Consider the following 22241-nt stretch of genomic DNA (forward strand, 5'->3'; position numbering starts at 1 on the left):
CCCCAAACTTGCTTCCAATCGACGACCTTGGAGATGAAGTGCTTGTACCTCTCTTGGTCAGAGAGATTGTTTACGGCAAGAATCTGCTGCTCATTCATCTTGTAGGACACAAATTCACCTTGAAACATAACGCCTCAATCAGCCGCTGCCGTAGGCGGTCGGCTGGATTGACTTGTTAGGTTCGTGGTTGAAGGCTACTAATATATTCCTCAATCCACTCATTATTAAGCTCTAGCTTTACACTCCTTCTAATGCCGCCAATAATTCCCGAAAGCTGAATAAAGGAAAAATGTTGCCTCTTTATGTTTGCAACAGCTTCTCTACTATCCCATTCTCTTGCGACGAGGGAGGCTATCTGCTGAGGAAGGTCAAACTCTAGCTCGAACCAACCTTGGTCACCAGGTTGAAAGTCCAGAGGTGTAAATTTCCAATTTCCTGTTTGATATCCAACTACTCGGCATTGCACTACATCTGTTTCAAATGCATGAGGTGGTAGCTCTTGCTGAGTGAGAAGGTGCAAAGGCCAACGCCCTTGGAGCATGCCAAAGTAAGAGCCTTGAATCTGTTGCAGAGACTCAACTAAAGCAGTATCAATTAACTCGATTCCTTCTTCTGTTAGATAGCTACGTATGTCCATATCATAGAAAGATCCTCGAATTGCATTTCTATATCTTTCTCTAACTTCTTTGACAGATTGCTTCCCAAGATTAGTTAAGCACTCTGGAGTAAATTGCATAATAGCTCTAATTAGAGGTTGAATGACAGATACATTATTGTATTGGATTAAAAATATTTGATGAGCTAGAGCATACTCAATTGCACCAGCTGTATAACCTGATGTAGAAAATATTGCTGAATGATAGTTAAAGCTAGGAACTTGAAGATGTTGCCCTGCTCTACGCTGAACAGTAAAGTAATTCTCCGAAATATCTTTGAGTACGCCAACAGAATTACGAGCTACGTCAATTCCAACGGGTCTATTTTCACGGTAACATTTGGCTTCAACCATTAACCTCAGTGGGTACATAAATGCTGGAGATGCAGGAAATAAAGCTAAAGCGTCAATCTGATGCCAAGAACCTCTTCCTCGAACTTCTAATCCCGAATGCCCACCACGTAACTCTTGGCTATTAAAAACACTAGAATTTGTGAGAGTTTCATATCCCACTTTTTCTAATAAGTGAAGTATTGCCTCTTCTAATAAGGCTCCCCTTACTTGGGAAATATTTGACACGTATTACTCCTTGGTTACGTGTATGTATAAGAACCTAACAGCTTATTATGCGGCGACTTGCCGCCTATCACTCATTAAAATCTCGCCGCCTATCCGCAGGGGGCGACATTCTCTAATCACACCAAAATCACATTAACATCATTGACTTACCGGCCAATTTACCCCTAATCGTTAAAGGCAGTTTTGAGCGTAAGGCGGATCCCGCTTGCGGAAAAGCGGATTTGACCTATAACTGTATATCCATACAGTTATCGAGAGCCATCAATGACATCTCCATTTCTTCAGCATCTGGCCGAGAGGATGCGCGCCATGCGATACCGTGAAAACACGGTGCGCACCTACTCACTCTGGATAAGGCGGTACATCAACTTCTGTGGTCAGAAACATCCCTCTGAGTTGGGCCACTGCGAAGCTGAGCGGTTCCTGTCCTACCTGGCTACCCAGTGCAATCTGTCACCCAGTACCCAGGCCATCGCTCTTAATGCGCTGGTGTTTCTCTATAAGGAGATCGTCAATCAGCCACTGGCACTGACATTGGAGTTCCAGCGCTCCCAACGCCAGCCCAAACTGCCGGTGGTTCTGACCCAGTCCGAGGTGTCCGCCCTCCTGGCCAGCGCAGCGCCTCGCTACAGATTGGCCATGCAGCTGATGTATGGCAGTGGTCTTCGCAAGAGTGAGGCCTACCGCTTGAGAATCAAAGACCTCGATTTTGATTATTCCGGTATCCAAATCTGGGACAGCAAGGGTGGTAAACATCGACGCGTGACGTTAGCCAGGGAGTTGTTCGACGCCCTAAGGTGCCAGATTTCTCGAGTACACCATCTGCTTCAGCAGGATCGTAAGCATCCGCAGTACCGTGGCGTTAACATGCCATTCGCCCTGGCCAGAAAGTTCCCAAATGGCCCCTTTGAACTGGGGTGGCAGTTTCTCTTTCCCTCGGACACTCTGTCCCACGATCCTGACGGCGGCGCGTTAAGACGTCACCATATCCACCCATCCTGCCTTCGAAAGGCGGTGAAGATGGCAGCAAGAAAAGCCAAAATCACCAAACAGGTGACCTGCCACACTCTGCGTCACTCTTTCGCCACTCATCTTCTGCAGAGAGGCACCGACATTCGTACCATACAGGCGCAACTGGGGCATCGGGATTTGAGGACCACACAAATCTATACCCACGTATTGCAGATGGGAGCGGATGGCGTTCAGAGTCCACTAAGTCACTTAGGTCACAACATTGATTATGTTAGTGAACGCCAACCTATATGCCATTGAAAACATTGGACTAACACTTTGATAACCCACTGTGTTTGGGCACAGCTCCGCCGTTTCGGCAACCTGTTCGAAGGTGCTGAAAACTAAGGAATTAGTCGGGTTGTGAGGGGTTACTCTACCCCAGTGGTAAGAGTTAAACAATTTGCTGGATCAAACTCTTGAATCATATGGGCCAAAGCGGACTGTCGTTGGCATTGTGTGCGGCCTAAGCTCCTGGACGGCGCCAGAGTGACCACTCCCCGGTCAATAGCCTGGAGGATGAAAAAGTTCTTGGGTTATTTTATTGTGTCGCTGCCAGAAGCAGCTCTTCATTCTATTGAGCGGTTCTTGTTTATGGTCAACCCACACTATTTTTTATCTGGGCATCAAGGTGAGAATGAACAACAAAAAAGGCACCCCTTCCGTCAGAAGACGAATATACAGAAGGGATGCCATGGCCTTAAGAACGGCGAGCCTGTATTTCAAATTTTTCTGAAATACAGTGACGGCAGCATTGGGATGAGATGAATTCCGGAGCCGAAACTCCAGCCTACTCTGCCGTCGCGCTTACCTTACTTCTTAAGCTCGTGTGGCCACTCTTTCTCTACACGCTCAGAGATAAACTTGGCCTTATCAGTTTTCATCTTCTCCAGGTCGAGACCAGCCAGAGGTTGTGCCTCAGCTTTGGTGTCTACCGCGGTAATGTCGAAGACATAGTCCGGATCATACTTCGCCAGCAGGGCATCCGCCTCTACCAGGGCTGTATCGATGATGCCGTTGGATTTCTCCAGCAAGCGAACCGCTTCCGCCTTGTTGTGGGCGTGGATACCGTGAGACGCAGTGGCGCTGTCCCAGAACCATTGAGCGTTGCGGATCTTGGTCAGCAGGCTGTTCATCTCACCGGCCAGTTCATTGCCCGCTTTCAGCGCGCCTTCGTAGCTGGCTTTCGCCTCACCGATGGTCTTGCCCTCTTTGAGGCCTTCTACACCGTTGGCAGACCAGATGGCCTGGGCCTTGAAGTGCAGTTCGGTCAGACGAGCATCGGTGCCGTTGGCGCCAAAGCGCAGAGCCTTGATCTCGTCCTTGCGACCACTGAGGATGGTCTCGAAGGTATCGGGGTTGTGACAACCCTGACAGCTGCTGGGCAGCCTGGCCGCATCGAAGCGAACGTTGTGGTTAGAGTACTCAACACCGTCGTCGTTGGTGGACTTGGGCATGTGACAGGTAACACAGCTGAAGTCCAGGTGGCCAGACATCACGTGGCTGGTACGGTCGGCCAGGTTTTCGTACTCGGGGTGCTGAGTCTTCAGGCTGGGCGCGCCGGAGATGGCATTGGTCCAGTCCTTGAAGCCGATGGAGTCGAAGTAAGCCAGCTGAGCTTCGGCGGAAAAGCCGTCATACAGGCCATCGTCGCCGGCGTAACCCGCTTGTGAGGCGTAGTCAGTCTTCACACCGGGCACCCAGAAGTCCCAGGGGTATTTCACCTTCTTGTGGTCGGTGCCATCGAAGTAGTATTCGACGTGACACTGGGCACACACCTGGCTGCCCTGCTCAGCGGCATCCTGAGCACCGAAGGTAAGACCGACAGTGGTCATGGCCCGGTCGGTATAGGGGCGGGACAGGCGCAGCTGGTCTTCACCCAGCTCATGGCAGTCGGCACAGCCAATAGTGCTGGCCATCTCATGGCCCCAGGTGGACCAGGAGTTGTCGGTGAAGTTGGCTTCACCAATCTCATCGTACATTCTGGCCAGGTCCGGAGATTTACAGGACCAGCAACTGGCCGCCATGGCTTCGCCCTGAACGGCACCGTCGACGATCATCGGGCTGCCGGTGCGCAGCGAGGAGATCACATCCGTCAGCGCAAAGTGGTGACCACGGGCGCGATTGTAGTCTTTGGCAAAGCCGTAGCCCGCCCAGGTCACGACCAGATTGGGGTTATCTTCCAGAAGATCGGTCACGCCCTCTTCCGGCGTATTTTCTTCGGTTTTGGCCCAGGAGGCGTGCTGATCCGGGAAGCTCTCGGCCCAGTTATCACTGTTGTAGAAGTCAACGGCACCCGTTGGTGGAATCATTTCGCAGGTGTTGGTGTCGGTGTTCAGCACTGTGCCCTCACCGCACTCCACCGCCGGTGGCGGTTCTACCGGAACCACTTCACAGACATTGGTTTCGGTGTTAAGGACAGAGCCCTCACCACATTCAACGTTTACAACCGTAGTATCATCGTCATCACAACCGACAAGCACCGCCGATACGGCAACTGCAACAAGCAACTTATTAATTTTCATCATTTCCCTCTGAAAACTTTTTAGAGTGAGTTGCAACGGGCCCATTGCGTTAAAGATTTAATCACCGCGATTAATAAAACAGCAATGCCAGATCTTTGCGTTTATTTAAAAATGTGAACAAGATATTATCAAATACCCCTTTGGGAGTACCACTTTATAGGTATATGGGTATTGACCAAATAAACAAATACCGTTCGACAATATTTTATTCCCCCCATGAACAAAATCGCGCAAGATTGAATTCATCCAAAAAACAAATTTGTTTTGGCCGCGCCAATCCAATATATGAATGACTAATAATTTCTCTATGTTCTAACCATAGAAGAAATAATAATAGATATCTCGACGAACATGATTTAAATCATTACCCTGGCGCATGCAATTATCAGTAATAACCACAAAATGTTCGACCTGAACAATGAGGTTATTCGACACAGGAGCACAACACTGTCGGCAAAAAGGGAAAAGTAAAAACAACGGTAGGCGATGAGCGGGCAGAGGGGGCCCGCTCGGTGCCAGTCCAGTTGTCGCTACCCGGCATTCAGGCTTTAGAGGTGAACCTCCACGGCCGTTCTGTCCCGCTTGGGCAGCGAGCGTACGACCAGGGCGTGGGAGTTGTCGATCATTCGCTCTATTTCGCCATTGGGAATGGAGCCATCCAGAATCACCGTATTCCAGTGTTTCTTATTCATGTGATACCCGGGAATCACCGCATCGAAGATGTCTCTCAGCGCCAGGGCTTCATCGGGGTCACATTTGAGGTTCATCCAGTAGTGGCGCCTATCCTGGCTGAGTGCCAGGGTGGCGAACATCTTGCCCTTTACCTTAAATACCGCCACCTCTGGCCCGAACGGGGTGTCCAGTAAGCAGCAGGGGCGTGCCAGCAGGTAGGATTTGACCTGTTGTTGGTCCATGATCACCTCCGCTGTGGTTAGGAAAGGTTTTGCTGATGGCGACGGATCGCAGCCACCACTTCATCTGGGTTATCGGTACCCAGGCGGATTATCTTACCGCAATGCAGCCTGAGCTCGACGGCATAGTGGCCCGAGACCTGGTATACCCAGCCACTGCGCCCCAGATGAACCGGCCATCGGCCATCTTCACTTCGTGCGATCACCGATACCTGGTCAATTTCTGATAGAGAGAGTTGCCGACGCCACACCCGGGGGCCGAAGTACCAGCGAACGAAAGCGGGATGCACTTCGATGGTCAGGGAGCTGAGCATGGCTCCAACCATGAGTACCAGAGTAGAAAGCAGCAGAACAGGTAAGCTGTCACAGCCTGCCCACCACAGTGTGATCAACAGGGCGGTGAGCCCCGACACCATCATGCCGCTGAATTGAGTCCGTCGATATAGTGCGCCCACACACTGCTCTCCCTGAGACTGACGCCAATCTCCATGCTAGAGAAAGGATCGAACCTCAATCTTGATCCTGAGCAGAATCTGGGGCGCTTTATCGAATATTTATCGATTTTAGTCCTGCTAAAGTGTGCGAAAAGCAGATGTTGCCGTCCCTGACACCAAAAGAACAAACACACGCACACGCAAGGCTAAAGAGGCGCATCAGTCGCTGAGGCCCACCTCCATCGCCCTGACCACCTGGCGAAGCTGTGTCGCATCCATGATGTAGGGCGGCATGATGTACACCAGACGACCGAAGGGACGGATCCAGACGCCCTGCTCCACAAACACCTTCTGAATCTCGGCAACGTGCACCGGTTCATGGGTTTCCACCACCCCGATGGCGCCAAGCCAGCGCACCGATTTCACCTTCTCCAGCTCCGTCAGGGGCGGCAAAAGCTCCGCCAGATGCGTTTCAATCTGCGCCACTTGGTTTTGCCAGTGCCCTTCGCCAATCAGCGTCAGGCTGGCGTTGGCCACGGCGCAGGCCAGGGGGTTACCCATAAAGGTGGGGCCATGCATGAAGCACCCCGCCGCACCGGAGCAGACGGTGTCGGCCACATGCTTGGTGGTCAGGGTGGCCGCCAGGGTCATGTAGCCTCCGGTCAGCGCCTTGCCCAGACAGAGGATATCCGGGCTGATTCCCGCATGCTCGCAAGCAAACAGCTTGCCGGTGCGGCCAAAACCGGTGGCAATCTCATCGCAGATCAGCAGCACCCCATGCTGGTCACACAGCTGGCGAACCTGCCGCAGGAACTCGGGATGATAGAAGCGCATCCCCCCGGCCCCCTGGACTATGGGCTCGAGAATGACCGCGGCCAACTGCTGATGGCTGGCCATGAACTTGTTGCGGAAGTCGCTGAAGTCGTCCGGGTTCCAGGGGTCGAAGAAGCCGCCCTCGGGAGAGTCGGCAAAGATGTGCTCCGGCAGAAACCCCTTATAGAGGCTGTGCATGGAGTTATCCGGATCGGTCACCGACATGGCAGCAAAAGTGTCGCCATGGTAGCCGTGGCGCAGAGTCAGGAACTTGGCCCGACGCTCCCCCTTGGCGGCCCAGTACTGCAGGGCCATCTTCAGTGCCACTTCCACCGACACCGAACCCGAATCTGCCAGGAACACCTTCTCCAGAGGCTCAGGCGTCATCGCCACCAGCTTGCGACACAGCTCCACCGCCGGCTTGTGGGTGATGCCACCAAACATCACGTGGGACATCTGCTCCAGCTGGGCGGCGGCCGCCTGGTTCAGCTCAGGGTGGTTGTAGCCGTGGATGGCCGACCACCAGGAGGACATGCCATCGATCAGCCGTCGCCCATCCTCCAGAGTCAGCTCCACCCCGTCGGCGCGGGTCACCGGGTAACAAGGCAAGGGGTCCAGTGTGGAGGTGTAGGGGTGCCAGACATGGTCTTGGTCAAACTGAATGTCGATGGTCATTTTTTAATCAATAGTCAATGGTTAAACCTGTTGTTGGTTGACAGTCTATCGGCTTGGATTAGACTAGCCAAGCATTTACCTATAACCACATACAGATTGGGGAGCCGCCGTGGAGCTGCGACATAACTGGACCCGGGAAGAGGTCGACACCCTGTTTAACCTGCCTTTTATGGAACTGATGTTCCAGGCACAACAGGTGCACCGCCAATATCACGATCCCAACAAGGTGCAGGTCAGCACCCTGCTCTCCATCAAGACCGGCGCCTGCCCTGAGGACTGCAAATACTGTCCCCAGAGTGCCCACTACCGAACCGACATCGTCAAGGAGCGGCTGATGGAGGTGGAGCAGGTGCTGGAGTCTGCCCGCAAGGCCAAGGCCGCAGGCTCTCAGCGCTTCTGCATGGGCGCCGCCTGGAAGAACCCCAAAGAGCGCGACATGCCCTACCTGGTGGAGATGATCCGCGGCGTCAAAGATATGGGCATGGAAACCTGTATGACCCTGGGGATGCTGGACGCCCATCAGGCCAAAGAGCTGGCCGACGCCGGTCTGGATTACTACAACCACAACCTGGACACCTCCAGGGAGTACTACGGCAACATCATCACCACCCGCACCTACCAGGATCGACTGGACACCCTGAGCCATGTCCGCGACGCCGGGATGAAGGTGTGTTCCGGCGGCATCATCGGCATGGGCGAAAGCGCCGACGACCGTTTTGGCCTGCTGGTGGAACTGGCCAACCTGCCTACCCACCCGGAGAGTGTGCCCATCAACATGCTGGTTAAGGTGAAGGGCACCCCCATGGAGGAGGCCGAGGATGTGGAGGCCTTCGACTTTGTTCGCCTGATTGCCATTGCCCGCATCATGATGCCCCAATCTGCGGTGCGCCTCTCCGCCGGCCGGGAAAACATGAACGAGCAGATGCAGGCCCTGTGCTTTATGGCCGGTGCCAACTCGGTGTTCTACGGCTGCAAGCTGCTGACCACCCCCAACCCGTCCGAAGACAAGGACCTGCTGCTGTTCAACAAGCTTGGCATCAACTCGGAGCAGAAGTCCCAGCGCCCCGACGTGGCCGAGGCCGATGCCCTGATGGCCAGGGTCAGCCACAATATCGCCTCCCGCCCCAGCGATGAGGACCTGTTCTACGATGCCAGCCGCTGATCCGCTCAAGGCACGCATCGACCAGGCCCTGGCCGACAGGCTCTCTCAGGGCCTGCTGCGCCACCGCCAGCCGATTCAGCGGCAGGAGGGGGCCAAAATCAGGGTGGATGGCAGGCTCTACCACCACTTCTGTGGCAACGATTACCTGGGCCTGGCCCAGTGCGACCACATTCGCCAGGCGTGGCAGGATGGTCTGCAGCGCTTCGGTGCCGGCAGCGGCGCCTCTCCCCTGGTCACCGGCCATCACCAGGCCCATCACCAGTTGGAACAGCTGCTGTGTGACTGGCTGGGATTCGAGGCCGCCCTGCTGTTCTCCAGTGGCTTTGCCGCCAATCAGGCGGTGATCCACGCCCTGATGCATAAGGGCGATCTGCTGCTGCAGGACAGACTCAATCACGCTTCCCTTCAGGAGGCGGGCCATCTCTGCCCGGCCACCATGAAGCGCTTCGCCCACAACAACAGTGCCGATCTGGCTCGCCGCCTCGAGGCCGCACCCGGCGACCGCCCCAAGCTGGTGATCACCGAAGGGGTGTTCAGCATGGATGGGGATCAGGCCCCGCTGGCCGAGATGCGCCAGCTGTGCGATAAGCAGGGCGCCTGGCTGATGGTCGACGACGCCCACGGCTGTGGCGTATTGGGGCCACAAGGGCGAGGCAGCTGCGCCGCCGCCCAGATAGAGCCGGATATTCTGGTGGTCACCTTCGGCAAGGCGTTTGGCTGTGCCGGCGCCGCGGTGCTGTGCCGCAGCGACGTGGCCCAGTATCTGACCCAGTTTGCCCGCCACCTGGTTTACTCCACCGCCCTGCCCCCGGCCCAGGCCTGTGCCCTGGCCGAAGCGGTGCGCCAGATTCAGAGCCAGCCATGGCGACGTGAGCGCTTGCACACCCTGTCAGAGCTGCTAGCCGCCAACCTGGAGGCCCATGTGCCCCTGGTGAGCACCGCCACGCCCATCAAGCCGCTGATGGTGGGAGAGAGCCAGCGCGCCCTGGAACTGTTCGCTCAGCTAAAAGAGAAAGGATTCTGGATCAGCGCCATCCGGCCCCCGACGGTACCCGCCGGCCAGGCCAGACTGCGGCTGACCCTGAGCGCCGAACACAGCGATCAGCAGATATTGGCACTGGCCGATGCCCTGAATGAGGTGTGGCATGCAGCCGAAACAGAATAAAGCATTGACGCAGCACAATAAGGACGCCATCGGTCGCACCTTTGGCCGCGCCGCCGCCAGCTATGACAGTCATGCCGAGCTGCAGCGACTGGTCGGCGAGCGCCTGCTAACCCTGGCAGGGCCGCTGCCACTGGGGCAGGTGCTGGATCTGGGCTGCGGCAGCGGTCACTTCACCGAGAAGCTGGCCAACCAGGGACATCAACTGGTCGCCCTGGACCTGGCCTCCCCCATGCTCGACCACACCCGTCGGCGTTGCCCCCACGTCCTGTGCCTGCAGGGTGATGCCGATGCCCTGCCTCTGGGCAGCGACTGTGTGGACATGGTGTTTTCCAGCCTGGCCCTTCAGTGGAGCCAGGATCTGACCCATGCCCTGAGGCAGCTCAAACGCTCGGTGCGCCCCGGCGGCCGCATCCTGATCAGCACCCTGGCCGAGGGCTCCCTGAATGAACTGGCCCAGGCCTGGCGTCAGGTTGACAACCAGCCCAGGGTCAATCGCTTTATGAGTGAGGAAGCGCTGCGCATCGCCGTCGCCTCCGCCGGACTCAATCCGGCTCAGCTGAGCTTTGAAACGGTGACCCTGCATTACGATTCCGCCCTGGCGGTGATGCGTGCCCTCAAGGGGGTCGGCGCCACCCACCTGCACCAGGGTGATGGCCACAGGACCTTGAGCCGCCATACCCTGGCGGCTCTGGAGCAGGCCTACCAGACCCTGGCTTCAAGCCCCAAACAACTGCCCCTGAGTTACCGTGTCTGCTACGGAGTGTTTACCCTTGACTAAGACCTTCTTCGTTGCCGGCACCGATACCGACATCGGCAAGACCCTGGCCGCCAAAGCCCTGCTTCAGGCGCTCAATGCCCTGGGCATCCACAGCGCGGGTTACAAGCCGGTGGCTGCCGGCTGCCACAGCACGGCCGAGGGACTCAGAAACGACGATGCCCTGACTCTGCAGCAGGCCTCCTCGCTCTCCCTTGCCTACCGGGAAGTGAACCCTTATGCCCTGACCCAGCCACTGTCACCCCACCTGGCTGCGCCCATGGACCAGGTGGAGATCGAGTCTGAGGTGTTGACCCAGGGACTGCAGCAGTTGCAAGCACAAGCGGAGGTGGTGGTGGTGGAAGGCGCCGGAGGCTGGCTGGTGCCCCTGTCGGACACCGAGAACCTCAACCAATGGGTGGTTGAACACCAACTGCCGGTGATCCTGGTGGTGGGAATTCGCCTGGGCTGCCTGAATCATGCCCTGCTGAGCAAGCGGGTGATTGAGGCCGACGGCCTGAAGCTGGCTGGCTGGATCGCCAACCATGTGGACCCCGACGCCGCCTGCCAACAGGAAAACCTGGACTATCTGCGCCAGCACCTGGGGGCACCTCTGTTGGGGCGCATCCCCTATCTTCAGCAGACCGACACTGACGTCGGCCACTACCTGGATTTGAGCCCGCTCGCCCTTGGGGGCAAGTAACAGTTCCAGAGAGCCTCAGACTCAACCGGCGGCCAGACGGTGTGGATGGGGATCAAGTTCGCTCTGCAAAACATCCTGCCATAACCGGGTCTTTTGTCTGGGGTGAAAGAAGCCCCAGTGCCCGGTTTTGCCGCCGCACTCCTTACGGGTCAGGTGCACCAGGGTCACCGGTGCCTTGCGGTAATCCAGATGAAGCCTCTCCACATTCTTCGGTGAGATCAGCTCATCATCCTCGAAACTGATGGCGGTGATGGGGCAGCGTACCGAGGCAAAGCCTGCCCGAATGGGCTCACCCTCCACGCCCACGGCATAATTGGGATGCAGACACCAGCGGCGCCACTGGCGCATCACGCCTGCGGGCAGATCGCCCACCATTTTCAGCCTCTTTCCGGGAAAATACCCCACCACATTGGTGGCTAGGGGCGCCGCCAGGTACCACAGCAACCACACCCTGCGCTTCAGTTTGGGAGGCGCTTCACGCCAATAGCCACTGCCAGCAGCAACCGTGATGATTCTGTCGAGAAGATGGGAGTTGGGCGTCATCCCCGGCAGTTGGCCTCCCAGGCTGTGGCCCAGCCAGATGAGTGGGTGGGCCTGATCGTGTCGATAGGCGGCGTTGATCACCGCCGCACAGTCAAAACGACCCCAGTCGAGAATGTTGACGTGACACTGCTGCAGTGGGCCCTTTCTGGATGCGCCCAGGCCGTGATAGTCGAAGGTGATGACGGTGAGGCCCTGCTCTACCAGCCAGTGCACCAGAGGCTGGTAGTACTGCTGGGCCACGCCCATGGCCGGGGCGAGTATCAGGGTGGCAACGGCGTCGCCGTCGGGGCGGTACCAACTGGTGGCCACTTCGTAGCCCCCTGCCGTCGTCAGTGGCCGCAACTCCATCTGCATGCGGTGCTCCTTAGATCGTTTTCATTTAGTCACCGGATGATGCAGCGTCCACCACGGGATCCAGCGCGGGCTAATATACTCTCACTGCTAAAATTTCTATATGGCTAATCTCTGAAGATCAGCCCATCTAAATCTCAAATATTCCTCCCGACCGCAGGGCCGTCATCGGCACTTTCAACCACTGCTACCCTTTGCTGTTGCGGCCCAGGCTGCGGTCTTCGGGGAGTGACCCCGCCTATGAGTTTTTGACGAGGAGTTCACCATGGCATATGTCAGTATCAACGGCGTGCAGTATGAGAAAACCCTGCTTGATATGGCCCAGGCCCACACTCAGGGAGTGGGCGAACATCGCATATCCAAAGATGAGGCGATGGCATTGCTCAACAGTGCCCGCGATGGCCACTCTGTTACCCCTACCGAGATGAGGACGCTTAACTACATCCGCGACCATTATGACTTTACCGATGCCGCAGCCACCGTCTGGGAGGACCAAATCGGTAAACTTTAACCCCCAGGGGCGGGTCATAACCCCGCCCTTATCACACCATAAAAAACAGATACGCAAATCTTTCTTCTAACCATCATCAATTAAATTGATATCGAGACGTTTCGGATGGCGCCTGACACCCACCCACAAGGTCGGGCTCAAGATCATGCGTCGCACAAGGGTCACAGCCTGATCAACCAAGACTCAGGCAGCCACTTATCAGCCGGATCACTGATAATCCAGATTTATATCAATGGATCCTATTATTATGATCCCCCCGGACCCGTACCGATCACCTGCCCCTATCCATCCACGTCCGCAAAAAGCAAAACCCCGTTCGAGCCAAATCTCAAACACGCCAACAAGGTGACGGCAATCACTCAAGCAACCCCGGCCGCGTGATCCGGATCGCGCAAAACCACCCACCTTCGCCACCAAATTTCAGAATTCCGGACCAAGCCATTAATCAGATTTACTTATTATCATAGAAAAAAAGATCAATTTTTCTTTTATGACCCCTCCCCGTAACGTGAAGGTGAACCACTGCAATACCAACCAGATGTGAGCCAAGGAGCGCCATCATGTTTTTTGTGACGCCACACCCATTCAGTCATCGGAGAGGTAAACCATGTTGACCCCAGTTTCCTCTCTTCCCAAATCCGACCCGCTGATCGCCGCCGCCGAGCGCTTTGGCCAGGGCAAGCTGGCCAATGGCCGGGGCAAAACCTTTGCCCTGGCGATCATGGCTGGCCTGTACATCGGCATCGCCTTTACCTTCTACATCACCGTGGTTACCGGTGCCGTCGACCAGTCCTGGGGACTGACCCGCCTCGCCGGCGGCCTGGTGTTCAGCCTGGGCCTGATCCTGGTGGTGCTGTGCGGTGCGGAACTGTTCACCAGCACCGTGCTGACCGTGGTCCCCTGGGCCAATGGCCGGGTATCCACCGGCCAGATGCTTCGTCATTGGTCTCTGGTGTTTCTGGGCAACCTGACCGGAGCGCTGACTCTGGTGGGGCTGCTGATGCTGGCCAATCAGGGGGATCTGTATGGTGGCCAGTGGGGTCTGTCGGTGATGAACCTGGCCCAGCACAAACTGGAACACAGTTTTATGCAGGCGGTTGCCCTGGGAATCCTGTGTAACTTGCTGGTGTGTCTCGGGGTGTGGATGAGTTTCAGCACCAAAGATCCCCTGGGCAAAGCCCTGCTGCTGATGCTGCCTGTGGCCATGTTCGTCAGCACCGGCTTCGAGCACAGCATTGCCAACCTGTTTCTGGTGCCCCTGGGCATCGCCATCCGCCACAGCCAGGAGGCAGTCGACTGGCTGCGCCTGGGGCTGGAGCCCAGCCACTTCGCCCATCTGACCCTGGCGAACTTTCTCAAGAACAACCTGCTGCCCGTCACCCTGGGCAACATCATCGGCGGCGCCGCCATGGTGGGCCTGGCCCACTGGTGGATTCACGGCCGCACCCAGATTCAATCCGATTCCGTCCCTGCTCAAGGAGAGAAGATCATGACCAACACCAAACTGACTGCCGGCACCCTGTGTCACACCCTGCCCCTGACCATCAGCCCTGATACCCCTGTCACTCAGGCAGCCCAGCAACTGCTTCGCCGCGGTTGCGGTGCGGCCCTGGTGGTCGAAAACGACAAGCCTCTGGGTTTTGTGGATGACCAGGACCTGCTGCGCGCCTACTACCTGACCGAGTTTGAGGACACAGAACTGATGCCGGTCAGCAAGGTGATGCAACCGATCCGTTTCAGCTGTGATGTTGGCGAACCCCTGACTCGACTGGCCTGCAGCCTGGCGGTGGATGAAAAGACGCTCTATCCGGTCAGCGACGCCGGCTACCTCACCAGCTTCAATCTGGACAACCTGGAGCAACGCGCCATGAATGCCATCCCCCAGGGCAGCCAGCTGGTTGTGGTCACCCGGGACGGTCGTCTGGCCGGTGTGATTGAGCGCCGCGGTGTGCTGGCAGCACTCACCGATGAGCCTTGGCAGCAAGCCCCTCAGGAAACCGCCGAGGTCGCTTAACCCCAAGTGATGGTCAGAGGCTGTTGATCCCTTCCGAGAGTGTTGGCGACAGCGGTTGGCCTTAACAACCCCAGGCGCCCGGGCCTTGCTGATTCTGGCTAAGGACCCGGGCCGTTCACGGCGCCCCTATGGGCCAACCCGGCGGCAGCTGCTTTGGGTGGTGACGACTTGGAAGGCCAACGCTCCCGCCTTCAGAGTCACGCCTCAATGGGTGCCGTTCTTCTTAACCGAATTATCCCCCGCTAAGATCATTACCCCCGGTAAGCTGGTCACCAATTTCCTCCCCCTCAAGTAAAAAATCTGAACTATCTTTTTAGCCTGACCCAGGCCGAATCAAGGCCGGGCAAGGATGCCTCTCGAAGCCAGGACGGTTTTTCCCAACAGGAAACCACAACCCATGCCCGACAGTCCGTTGAAAGTGATCCACGTGGTACGACAGTTCCATCCCGGTGTCGGCGGACTGGAGAAGTTCGTCCAGGCCCTGGTGGAGGCGCAACGGGAGGCGGGCATCGATGCGTCTGTGGTGACCCTCAACCGGCTGTTTCACCAACCCAGGGCCCAGATATTGCCGGCCACGGATACCGTTGAGGGGATCCCGGTACGTCGCCTTCACTATGTGGGCAGCTACAAGTACCCCATAGCCCCCGGGGTTTTGCGCGCCATCGCCCCTGCCGATCTGGTTCATGTTCATGGCATCGACTTCTTTTTCGACTTCCTGGCCCTGACCCGCTCTGTGCATCGCAAGCCGCTGGTGGCCAGTACCCATGGCGGCTTCTTCCACACCCAGTTTGCCGCACGGCTCAAACGAGCCTACTTCCGCTCCATTACCCAGCTCAGCTGTAAGGCTTACCGCCATATCCTGGCCATCAGCCAGGGCGATTATGAAACTTTCGCCCAGATCTGCCAGGCCCCGAAGCTGAAACTGGTGGAGAACGGCGCCGACATCGACAAATTTCGTGGCGGCGGCAGTCGCATTGCCACCCGGGGGCTCATCTTCATCGGCCGTTTCTCCGACAACAAGCGCCTGGACAAGCTGCTGACCGCCTTTGCCTGTCTGGCCAAGCTGGATGAGGCTTACCACCTGGACATCGCCGGCCGCGACTGGGACAACAACCTGGTGAGACTGCGGCGCCAGATAGACAGCCTCGGCCTGCAGCAGCGGGTGAAGCTGCACCTGGGGCTGTCCGATGACCAGCTCACCAGCCTGACCAGCCACAACTCCTTTGTGGTCAGCGCCTCAGAATATGAAGGCTTTGGCCAGACCCTGCTGGAGGGGATGGCCGCCGGCCTCTTCCCTCTGGCTTCTCCCATTCCCAGCTTTCAGCGGGTGGTGGACGCGACGGGCGTGGGTCAGTGTCTGAGCTTTGATGACCCCGAGCTTTGGGCACTGAAAACCCACGAGCAGGTCAATCAGGTGGTTGAGGAGTACGCCGCCTATCGACGCCAGGCGATTCGTGCCTGCGGCGCCTTCTCCTTCGAGCAGTGCAGCCACACCATGATTCAGATCTACAAAGAGATGCTGGGCGGCAGGGAGCCGCCTCTGGACACCCAGGCAATGGAGCGCCCCAGATAGCCCAAACACGCTAAGAGGAGATCGCCATGCCACAACAGGTGCTGGTCACCGGCGGAGCCGGTTACATCGGAGCCATCCTGGTCCCCAAACTGCTGGAGCGGGGAGACAGCGTCACCATCATCGACAAGCTGCTGTGGGGCATTGGCCCGCTGCTGTCCATCATGGGACACCCGAACCTGCGGGTGTTCCACGCCGATGCCAGAGACGCGGAACAACTGATGCCCCTGGTGGACGAAGCGGATGTGATCGTCAACCTGGCGGCCATCGTCGGCTACCCCGCCTGCCAGCATCACCCCACCACGGCGAAAGAGACCAACGTGGGGATCATTGAAGCCATAGCCGGCCGCATGCGCCCCTCCCAGAAACTGATTCAGGCTTCCACCGGCTCCACCTATGGCGCCGTCGCCGGGGTGTGCACCGAAGAAACCCCCATCAATCCGCTGACCCTGTACGGAGAAACCAAGGCGGAAGCGGAACTTCACGCGTTGAAGGTAGGGGGGGTTCCCCTGAGGTTTGCCACCGTTTTCGGGGTCTCTCCCAGGATGCGCCTGGATCTTCTGGTCAACGACATCGTCCACCAGGTGGTGCATAACCGCACCTTCGTCATGTACGAAGGCCATGCAAGACGCACCTTTATCCACGCGGTGGACGCCGCCGCCAGCATCCTGTTTGCCATGGACCACTATGACCAGATGAGCGGACAGCCCTTCAATGTGGGCGATGAAGCCCTGAACTACACCAAGCTGGAGGTGGCCCAGCGCATTCAGGCCCAATACGACTACTACCTGCACTGCGCCGAATTTGGCGAGGACTTGGACAAGCGGGACTATGCCGTCAGCTATCAGCGAATCAAAACCCTGGGGTTTGGCGCCAGCGTCACCCTGGATCAGGGCATTGCCGAACTGCTCAAGGTCTGTCCTCTGATGAAACCCTTCTCCATCTACCGGAACTTTTAGGTCATGAGCAACACACCCTTAGGAGAGTGCCGATGAACCAATCCATCCCCTGGTCCCGCCCCGAAGTGGGCGACGAGGACCTGAAGGCGATCATTGGGGCCTTCGACGATGACTGGCTGACCATGGGCCCCAGGGCTGGCGAGTTTGAGAAGGCGATGGCCAAGCGCCTCGCCCGACGCCACGCCATCGCCGTCAGCAGCGGCTCAGTGGCTCTGGATATCGCCCTGCGCACCCTCGGGGTGACTCCGGGTGACGAAGTGATCATTCCTGCCATCACCTACTTCGCCACCGCTGCGGCGGTCTCCCGGGTTGGGGCCACCCCGGTGTTTGTGGACGTCTGCCCGGACAACCTCAATCTCGACCCCAAGGCCCTCAATGCCGCCCTCTCTCCCAGGACCCGGGGGATTGTCTACATCGACTACGGTGGTCTGCCTGCCAATTTCCAGGCGCTCAATGAGCTGGCACGGCGGCACGAACTGTTCCTGCTTCACGACGCCGCCCACTCCCTGGGTGGCCTCTATCGGGGAGCTCCTCTGGGCAGTCAAGCCGACATCGCCACCATGAGCTTCCATATGGCCAAGGTGATGACCTGCGTCGAGGGGGGGATGATCTTCACCGACGATGATGAACTGGCCCACACCCTGAGGCTGTACCGCAACCAGGGGGAGTCGGACAAGTACATCCACAGCAAGCTGGGTTACAACGCCCGCATGACCGACATCTCCGCCGCCATCGGACTGAATCAGCTGAAGCAGCTGGACCGTTATCTGGCGGGGCGCCGGCGGGTATGCCAGGCCTACGATCATCACTTTGAGCAGCTGGGTATCGAGATCCTCCGCAATCCGGAGCCTGAGACTCTCGCCGCCCCCTTCCTCTATGCCATCCAGTTGGATGAGCGGGATCAGGTGGCTGCCGGCCTCAAGGAGCAGGGAATAGACACCCGTATCTGCTATCCCATGCCCCTCTACCGGCAACCCGTTTACCTGGAGGGGGAGGCGCCCAGCCGCCATCTGCCCTGCCCGGTATCAGAGCGGGTCAGCAAACGCATCCTCAACCTGCCGTTGTTCCCCAGCATGAGTGACGAGGAGATAGAGCGGGTGGTCCAGAATGTGGATCTGCTGAACCAGGGGCCCCTTGTCAGCGGGCTGTGACCCAGTATGCTGTTCCCTCCAACAGAGGGAGAGTGACCTATGGAGAGGATAGACACCCTGGTGGTGGGCGCCGGGGTGATAGGGTTGGCCTGCGCACGCGCCCTGGCCTCCCGGGGACGGGAGGTGCTGCTTCTTGAACAGGAGCCGGCCATAGGCACCGGCATCAGCAGCCGAAACAGCGAAGTGATTCACGCCGGCCTCTACTACCCCAGTGACTGGCACAAGACCCGCCTCTGCATTCGGGGACGCACCCTGCTCTACCCCTTTCTGGATCAGGCCGGCGTCCCCTACCGCCGCTGTGGCAAGCTGGTGGTGGCCACCAACGATACTCAGCTGGCGCAGCTGCAGCAGCTGGCAACACAGGCCGACGCCAACGGAGTCGAGGGGGTAAGCCTGCTCAGTGAAGCCCAGGCCCGAGCGCTGGAACCCGAACTTCGATGCCGCGGGGCCCTGCTCAGCCGGGAGTCGGGCATCCTGGACAGCCACCAGCTGATGCTGGCCCTGTTGGGGGACGCCCAACACCAGGGGGCCATGCTGGCACTCCACTGCCAGGTGGAATCCATTCGCCCGGCGACGGCAGGGCTTGTCGTCACCACCAATCAGGGTCAGCTCCTGTGTCAGCGACTGGTGCTGGCGGCAGGACTGGCGACCCCCAGCCTGCTTCGCCGCATCGAGGGCCTCTCCAACCAGGCTGTGCCCCGGCAAACTCTGGCCAAGGGCAACTACTACAAACTCTCCGGCGACGCCCCCTTCAGCCACCTCATCTATCCCCTGCCCGAGCCAGGTGGTTTGGGCGTCCACCTGACCCTGGACCTGGCGGGCGACGCCAGGTTTGGGCCTGATGTGCAGTGGTGTGACACGGCGAACTTCGAGGTCACCCCGGGACTGGAGGCTAGGTTCAAACAGGCGATTGGCCACTATTGGCCGCAGGTGGAGGAGCGAACCCTGACGCCGGATTACGCCGGGGTGCGCCCGAAGCTGTCCGGCCCAGGAGAGCCCGGGGTCGATTTTGCCCTGCTTGGACCTGGAGAGTTAGGCATCAGAGGCGTGGTGGCCCTGGCAGGCATTGAGTCACCCGGGCTCACCGCGTCACTGGCTCTGGCGGAATGGGTAGCGGCTCGGCTGGAGCGCTAAACCAGAGAGCAGAGCAGGCGGAACTGATAATACTGGTCAAAGCGACCCAGGTAGGACACCTTGGCCCGCTCCCCATCAATCTCGAAAATGCGCTCATCCCCCACCTTAAAGTGGATGCGTCGCCCCGCCAGTCGGGTCTCGATGCGATCCTCAAGCTCTCCCAGTACGGAGAAGGTGATGCCGTCACCACAGAGGGAGGCGCCCTTGTTCAGAGGCAGTACGAAGTCGGGAAGGGTATTGATGTGGGAAAGGCGCTCCCGCTCCGCCAGCCACAGGAAGTTGCTCTCGATGGCATCGGAGTAGTAGCTGATCTGCCCCAAATCGGAGATCAGGCTCTTACTGATGACGTCGATGTGTTGCACCACCGGGAAGAGCTGAGGCTGATCGGCGGTCAGGGATTTCAACCGGTCCAGTTCATCCTGCAATGCGGTGGCACTGCTGATGACGTCGTCTGACACCTGCTGGACATCCGCATTGATCAGCGCCAGGGGATGGCCTTTCTGGGATTGGGCCAGCTGCATTACGCTGACACCCAGGATGGCACCGACCAACGCCACCCCCAAGTTTCGGGCAATAAAGCCTGCACTTTCCATAATAACGCTCCCTTTTTCAACTACTTGTGACACTTCCGTGGTCACAGTCTCCTGATTTTGACACAGGAATGATTTTGGGCAAGCCGCCAAAAGCTCGTATGGGTGATGTATTACACAAATTTCGTCTTTGCCCCATCTCAGGAGGCAACCAGGGCGGTCAGAACGTGGTCACGCCACTGACCATCAATCTTCAGATAAGCCTTGGCATAGCCCTCACGAACAAACCCCAACCCTTGGAGCAACTGCTCACTGCGTCGATTGTTGGGTTGATAGTTGGCCATCACCCGGTGCAGCCCCAGCTCGCCGAAGGCGAAGGCCAACACAGGTTCAAGCACCTCACGCATCAACCCCTTCCCCTGGTGACGATGAGACACCGAATAGCCCAGATTGGCCGCCTGGAAGGGGCCGAATACCAGGTTGGTCAGGTTGATCACCGCCAGTATCTTCTGCTCATCAGGGTCCAGCGCCACCAGCCTCAGGGAACGACGGTCCTCCCACTCCAACTGAGCGACTCGAATCAGTTCCAGCTGATGGTTCAGGTGAAAGAAACTTTCGCTACGGTGGGGCTCCCAGGCGCGCAGGTGCTCGCGATTGTCCTTGTAGTAATCCTGAATCAGAAACCCATCTTCCGCGGTTAACATGCGGATTTTGGTTCGTGATGTGGTGATGGGGTGAAACACCGTCTAACTCCTGATGAGTGCTTTGACCAATGAGAGCGACGGCAGCCCGGCGCTACTTAAATACGTCTGGGCAACCACCATAGTCGTTAAAAGCCGGGTCCCAGCGGCGCACATCATTGGCTCGGCGCCAGCGACTGTGGAAGAACTCCATCATACAGGGGCCACTGGGCAGCTCGATGATCAGGGTATCGTACTCCTTCACCTGGTCATAGTCGGGGTAGTCGCTGCCCCTGCCCCAACTCAGGCCGCCGTTTTTGGCGGCCTGTGCCAGCCAGAACGCCTCCAGCGATGTCCAGCTGCCGAGCTCGCCATTCCAGACCTGCCAGGGAGACACCGATCTGTCCACCTCGCCATGACGCCGCGCCTCCTCGGCCGAGGTGCCGCTGCTTAAGACACACAACACCACCAGAGTCATTGCCAGCAATCTGTTCATGACGCCTCCGCGATAAAGCAGTGAGATTCAGAAAGCCACTCCGCCCTTGGGATTGGCCCCAAAGTCGTTGTCTCCCGGCTCGCCATCTAAGACCATAAACACCAATAAGACGATCACCCCCACTATCGGAATCAGGCTTATCAGCACCCACCAGCCGGTGCGGCCGGTATCGTGCAGCCGCCGGACCGTCAGCGCCAGCGTCGGCAGGAACACAATGAGAGAGTAGAGGGTACTGAAGGTGCCTGTCCCGGTCTGCTCATCCACGGTGCCCAACGTCAGATCCACAAAGGCAATGGCGATGGCCACCAGAATGTTGATCAGCACAAACATCCAATACTCGGTTCGGCGCGACCGACCGCGAAACTGCAGGCAGCGTTGCCACGCCATCAGATACCATTTCATCCTATCACCCTGAGGCCTCGCCCTCTGCTCAACTGAGACAACTCATTGCTTAGTTTAGCCAAAATCGATCGCCTGGCATCCAGCGTATCACCCCCTGCTCCTTGAGCAGGCTCCGGCACCCTTTAAACAGCGGCAAGGCACGCCAGTCGCGCACCCCTTTGGGGGTGTCGGCGTCAAACCACAATCCGGCAAAGTAGATGAAGGCGTGCGGCATCAGTCGGCGTACATAGAAGACCTGAGCACTTGGGCAGCGCTGAGCGGCCAGGGATGCCCACTCATAGCAGTGGCCCTGATTGATGCGTTCTGTGGAGATTCGGTGCCTGTGGCACACCCTGTTTGTTACCCACTCAAAGGCCATCCTGGCCTCCTCTATCAGGAGCCGGACCCAGCCGAGTCGGACCGGGGCGGCCTCAACAACAGAATCTAGATTCAACAGCAAAATCCACTCTGATACAGAATGATAAAATGGTCAATCATTGACCGCCCAGTAAGTTAGAACTGATTGGCGCCCAC

The 22241-nt window shown here is 57.8% G+C and carries 22 protein-coding genes; 11 read left to right on the forward strand and 11 right to left on the reverse strand.

All coding sequences use genetic code 11. The features are described 5' to 3' along the window. Positions 1-175 precede the first annotated feature (175 nt). Complete coding sequence (locus ACN0RV_RS10485) at positions 176-1234, reverse strand: hypothetical protein (RefSeq protein WP_417347556.1); 1059 nt, start codon at positions 1232-1234, stop codon at positions 176-178. A 264-nt stretch (positions 1235-1498) separates the two neighbouring features. Here ACN0RV_RS10485 and ACN0RV_RS10490 point away from each other — a divergent pair, with 264 nt between their 5' ends. Beyond that, the gene (locus tag ACN0RV_RS10490; protein ID WP_417347557.1) at positions 1499-2506 is read left to right on the forward strand and encodes an integron integrase; all 1008 of its coding nucleotides are present in this window, start codon (positions 1499-1501) and stop codon (positions 2504-2506) included. Positions 2507-3057: 551 nt separating this feature from the next. Here ACN0RV_RS10490 and ACN0RV_RS10495 read toward each other — a convergent pair. The 4 genes from ACN0RV_RS10495 to bioA form a co-directional block, all read right to left on the reverse strand. Further along, positions 3058-4770 (reverse strand): ammonia-forming cytochrome c nitrite reductase subunit c552, encoded by a 1713-nt coding sequence (locus tag ACN0RV_RS10495; protein WP_417347558.1) that lies wholly within the window; start codon positions 4768-4770, stop codon positions 3058-3060. 548 nt (positions 4771-5318) lie between these two features. Continuing rightward, positions 5319-5684: an MmcQ/YjbR family DNA-binding protein gene (locus ACN0RV_RS10500; protein WP_417347559.1), complete on the reverse strand. Its 366-nt coding sequence runs from the start codon at positions 5682-5684 to the stop codon at positions 5319-5321. 17 nt (positions 5685-5701) lie between these two features. Further along, entirely contained in the window at positions 5702-6136 is a 435-nt protein-coding gene (locus ACN0RV_RS10505; protein WP_157509257.1) for a hypothetical protein, read from the reverse strand. Positions 6137-6334: 198 nt separating this feature from the next. Continuing rightward, on the reverse strand, positions 6335-7603 hold the full coding sequence (bioA, locus tag ACN0RV_RS10510) for an adenosylmethionine--8-amino-7-oxononanoate transaminase (protein WP_417347560.1): 1269 nt from the start codon (positions 7601-7603) through the stop codon (positions 6335-6337). 169 nt (positions 7604-7772) lie between these two features. On the opposite strand from bioA, the gene bioB reads away from it, so the two are divergent. The 4 genes from bioB to bioD are packed head-to-tail and all read left to right on the forward strand — an operon-like array spanning position 7773 to position 11387. Then, a complete protein-coding gene (bioB, locus tag ACN0RV_RS10515) occupies positions 7773-8765 on the forward strand; it encodes a biotin synthase BioB (protein WP_417347678.1) in 993 nt (330 codons plus the stop codon). Beyond that, a complete protein-coding gene (gene bioF / locus ACN0RV_RS10520) occupies positions 8752-9930 on the forward strand; it encodes an 8-amino-7-oxononanoate synthase (protein ID WP_417347561.1) in 1179 nt (392 codons plus the stop codon). The genes bioB and bioF overlap by 14 nt, the downstream gene beginning before the upstream one ends. Continuing rightward, complete coding sequence (gene bioC / locus ACN0RV_RS10525) at positions 9911-10708, forward strand: malonyl-ACP O-methyltransferase BioC (RefSeq protein WP_417347562.1); 798 nt, start codon at positions 9911-9913, stop codon at positions 10706-10708. The genes bioF and bioC overlap by 20 nt, the downstream gene beginning before the upstream one ends. After that, complete coding sequence (gene bioD / locus ACN0RV_RS10530) at positions 10701-11387, forward strand: dethiobiotin synthase (RefSeq protein ID WP_417347563.1); 687 nt, start codon at positions 10701-10703, stop codon at positions 11385-11387. Before bioC ends, bioD begins: the two co-directional genes overlap by 8 nt. A gap of 21 nt (positions 11388-11408) precedes the next feature. Here the strand turns inward: bioD and ACN0RV_RS10535 are convergent, their stop codons facing one another. Next, complete coding sequence (locus tag ACN0RV_RS10535; protein ID WP_417347564.1) at positions 11409-12284, reverse strand: alpha/beta fold hydrolase; 876 nt, start codon at positions 12282-12284, stop codon at positions 11409-11411. Between the two features lie 262 nt (positions 12285-12546). Between ACN0RV_RS10535 and ACN0RV_RS10540 the strand changes: the two genes are divergently transcribed. The 6 genes from ACN0RV_RS10540 (at position 12547) to ACN0RV_RS10565 (ending at position 19620) form a co-directional block, all read left to right on the forward strand. Further along, positions 12547-12792, forward strand: coding sequence for a hypothetical protein (locus ACN0RV_RS10540; RefSeq protein ID WP_417347565.1), 246 nt, complete (start codon positions 12547-12549; stop codon positions 12790-12792). A gap of 607 nt (positions 12793-13399) precedes the next feature. Continuing rightward, positions 13400-14806 (forward strand): formate transporter FocA, encoded by a 1407-nt coding sequence (focA, locus tag ACN0RV_RS10545; protein WP_417347566.1) that lies wholly within the window; start codon positions 13400-13402, stop codon positions 14804-14806. Between the two features lie 397 nt (positions 14807-15203). Continuing rightward, complete coding sequence (locus tag ACN0RV_RS10550) at positions 15204-16379, forward strand: glycosyltransferase family 4 protein (protein WP_417347567.1); 1176 nt, start codon at positions 15204-15206, stop codon at positions 16377-16379. A gap of 26 nt (positions 16380-16405) precedes the next feature. Further along, positions 16406-17335 carry an NAD-dependent epimerase/dehydratase family protein gene (locus ACN0RV_RS10555; RefSeq protein WP_417347568.1) on the forward strand — a complete coding sequence of 310 codons (930 nt, stop codon included), beginning with the start codon at positions 16406-16408 and terminating at the stop codon, positions 17333-17335. A gap of 32 nt (positions 17336-17367) precedes the next feature. Then, on the forward strand, positions 17368-18486 hold the full coding sequence (locus ACN0RV_RS10560; protein ID WP_417347569.1) for a DegT/DnrJ/EryC1/StrS family aminotransferase: 1119 nt from the start codon (positions 17368-17370) through the stop codon (positions 18484-18486). A gap of 39 nt (positions 18487-18525) precedes the next feature. After that, entirely contained in the window at positions 18526-19620 is a 1095-nt protein-coding gene (locus tag ACN0RV_RS10565; protein WP_417347570.1) for an NAD(P)/FAD-dependent oxidoreductase, read from the forward strand. Here the strand turns inward: ACN0RV_RS10565 and ACN0RV_RS10570 are convergent. From ACN0RV_RS10570 to ACN0RV_RS10590, 5 genes are all read right to left on the reverse strand, one after another. Next, complete coding sequence (locus tag ACN0RV_RS10570) at positions 19617-20213, reverse strand: hypothetical protein (RefSeq protein WP_417347571.1); 597 nt, start codon at positions 20211-20213, stop codon at positions 19617-19619. The genes ACN0RV_RS10565 and ACN0RV_RS10570 overlap by 4 nt on opposite strands. Positions 20214-20350: 137 nt before the next feature. Beyond that, the gene (locus ACN0RV_RS10575) at positions 20351-20893 is read right to left on the reverse strand and encodes a GNAT family N-acetyltransferase (protein ID WP_417347572.1); all 543 of its coding nucleotides are present in this window, start codon (positions 20891-20893) and stop codon (positions 20351-20353) included. Between the two features lie 52 nt (positions 20894-20945). Beyond that, a complete protein-coding gene (locus tag ACN0RV_RS10580) occupies positions 20946-21326 on the reverse strand; it encodes a hypothetical protein (protein WP_417347573.1) in 381 nt (126 codons plus the stop codon). A gap of 27 nt (positions 21327-21353) precedes the next feature. Then, entirely contained in the window at positions 21354-21728 is a 375-nt protein-coding gene (locus ACN0RV_RS10585) for a DUF805 domain-containing protein (RefSeq protein WP_417347574.1), read from the reverse strand. A gap of 49 nt (positions 21729-21777) precedes the next feature. Beyond that, entirely contained in the window at positions 21778-22086 is a 309-nt protein-coding gene (locus ACN0RV_RS10590; RefSeq protein WP_417347575.1) for a hypothetical protein, read from the reverse strand. Positions 22087-22241: the final 155 nt, after the last annotated feature.

The organism is Ferrimonas sp. (assembly GCF_048263965.1).
Classification (GTDB): Bacteria; Pseudomonadota; Gammaproteobacteria; order Enterobacterales; family Shewanellaceae; genus Ferrimonas.

Excerpts from the sequence above, each read along its gene's own strand:
- focA (WP_417347566.1), top strand. The coding sequence starts at position 13,400 with ATGTTGACCCCAGTTTCCTCTCTTCCCAAATCCGACCCGCTGATCGCC.
- bioC (WP_417347562.1), top strand. The coding sequence starts at position 9,911 with ATGCAGCCGAAACAGAATAAAGCATTGACGCAGCACAATAAGGACGCC.
- ACN0RV_RS10550 (WP_417347567.1), top strand. The coding sequence starts at position 15,204 with ATGCCCGACAGTCCGTTGAAAGTGATCCACGTGGTACGACAGTTCCAT.
- ACN0RV_RS10565 (WP_417347570.1), top strand. The coding sequence starts at position 18,526 with ATGGAGAGGATAGACACCCTGGTGGTGGGCGCCGGGGTGATAGGGTTG.
- bioB (WP_417347678.1), top strand. The coding sequence starts at position 7,773 with ATGGAACTGATGTTCCAGGCACAACAGGTGCACCGCCAATATCACGAT.
- ACN0RV_RS10500 (WP_417347559.1), bottom strand. The coding sequence starts at position 5,684 with ATGGACCAACAACAGGTCAAATCCTACCTGCTGGCACGCCCCTGCTGC.
- ACN0RV_RS10540 (WP_417347565.1), top strand. The coding sequence starts at position 12,547 with ATGGCATATGTCAGTATCAACGGCGTGCAGTATGAGAAAACCCTGCTT.
- ACN0RV_RS10560 (WP_417347569.1), top strand. The coding sequence starts at position 17,368 with ATGAACCAATCCATCCCCTGGTCCCGCCCCGAAGTGGGCGACGAGGAC.
- ACN0RV_RS10570 (WP_417347571.1), bottom strand. The coding sequence starts at position 20,213 with ATGGAAAGTGCAGGCTTTATTGCCCGAAACTTGGGGGTGGCGTTGGTC.
- bioA (WP_417347560.1), bottom strand. The coding sequence starts at position 7,603 with ATGACCATCGACATTCAGTTTGACCAAGACCATGTCTGGCACCCCTAC.
- ACN0RV_RS10490 (WP_417347557.1), top strand. The coding sequence starts at position 1,499 with ATGACATCTCCATTTCTTCAGCATCTGGCCGAGAGGATGCGCGCCATG.
- ACN0RV_RS10590 (WP_417347575.1), bottom strand. The coding sequence starts at position 22,086 with ATGGCCTTTGAGTGGGTAACAAACAGGGTGTGCCACAGGCACCGAATC.
- ACN0RV_RS10495 (WP_417347558.1), bottom strand. The coding sequence starts at position 4,770 with ATGAAAATTAATAAGTTGCTTGTTGCAGTTGCCGTATCGGCGGTGCTT.
- bioF (WP_417347561.1), top strand. The coding sequence starts at position 8,752 with ATGCCAGCCGCTGATCCGCTCAAGGCACGCATCGACCAGGCCCTGGCC.
- ACN0RV_RS10580 (WP_417347573.1), bottom strand. The coding sequence starts at position 21,326 with ATGAACAGATTGCTGGCAATGACTCTGGTGGTGTTGTGTGTCTTAAGC.
- ACN0RV_RS10535 (WP_417347564.1), bottom strand. The coding sequence starts at position 12,284 with ATGCAGATGGAGTTGCGGCCACTGACGACGGCAGGGGGCTACGAAGTG.
- ACN0RV_RS10585 (WP_417347574.1), bottom strand. The coding sequence starts at position 21,728 with ATGAAATGGTATCTGATGGCGTGGCAACGCTGCCTGCAGTTTCGCGGT.
- ACN0RV_RS10555 (WP_417347568.1), top strand. The coding sequence starts at position 16,406 with ATGCCACAACAGGTGCTGGTCACCGGCGGAGCCGGTTACATCGGAGCC.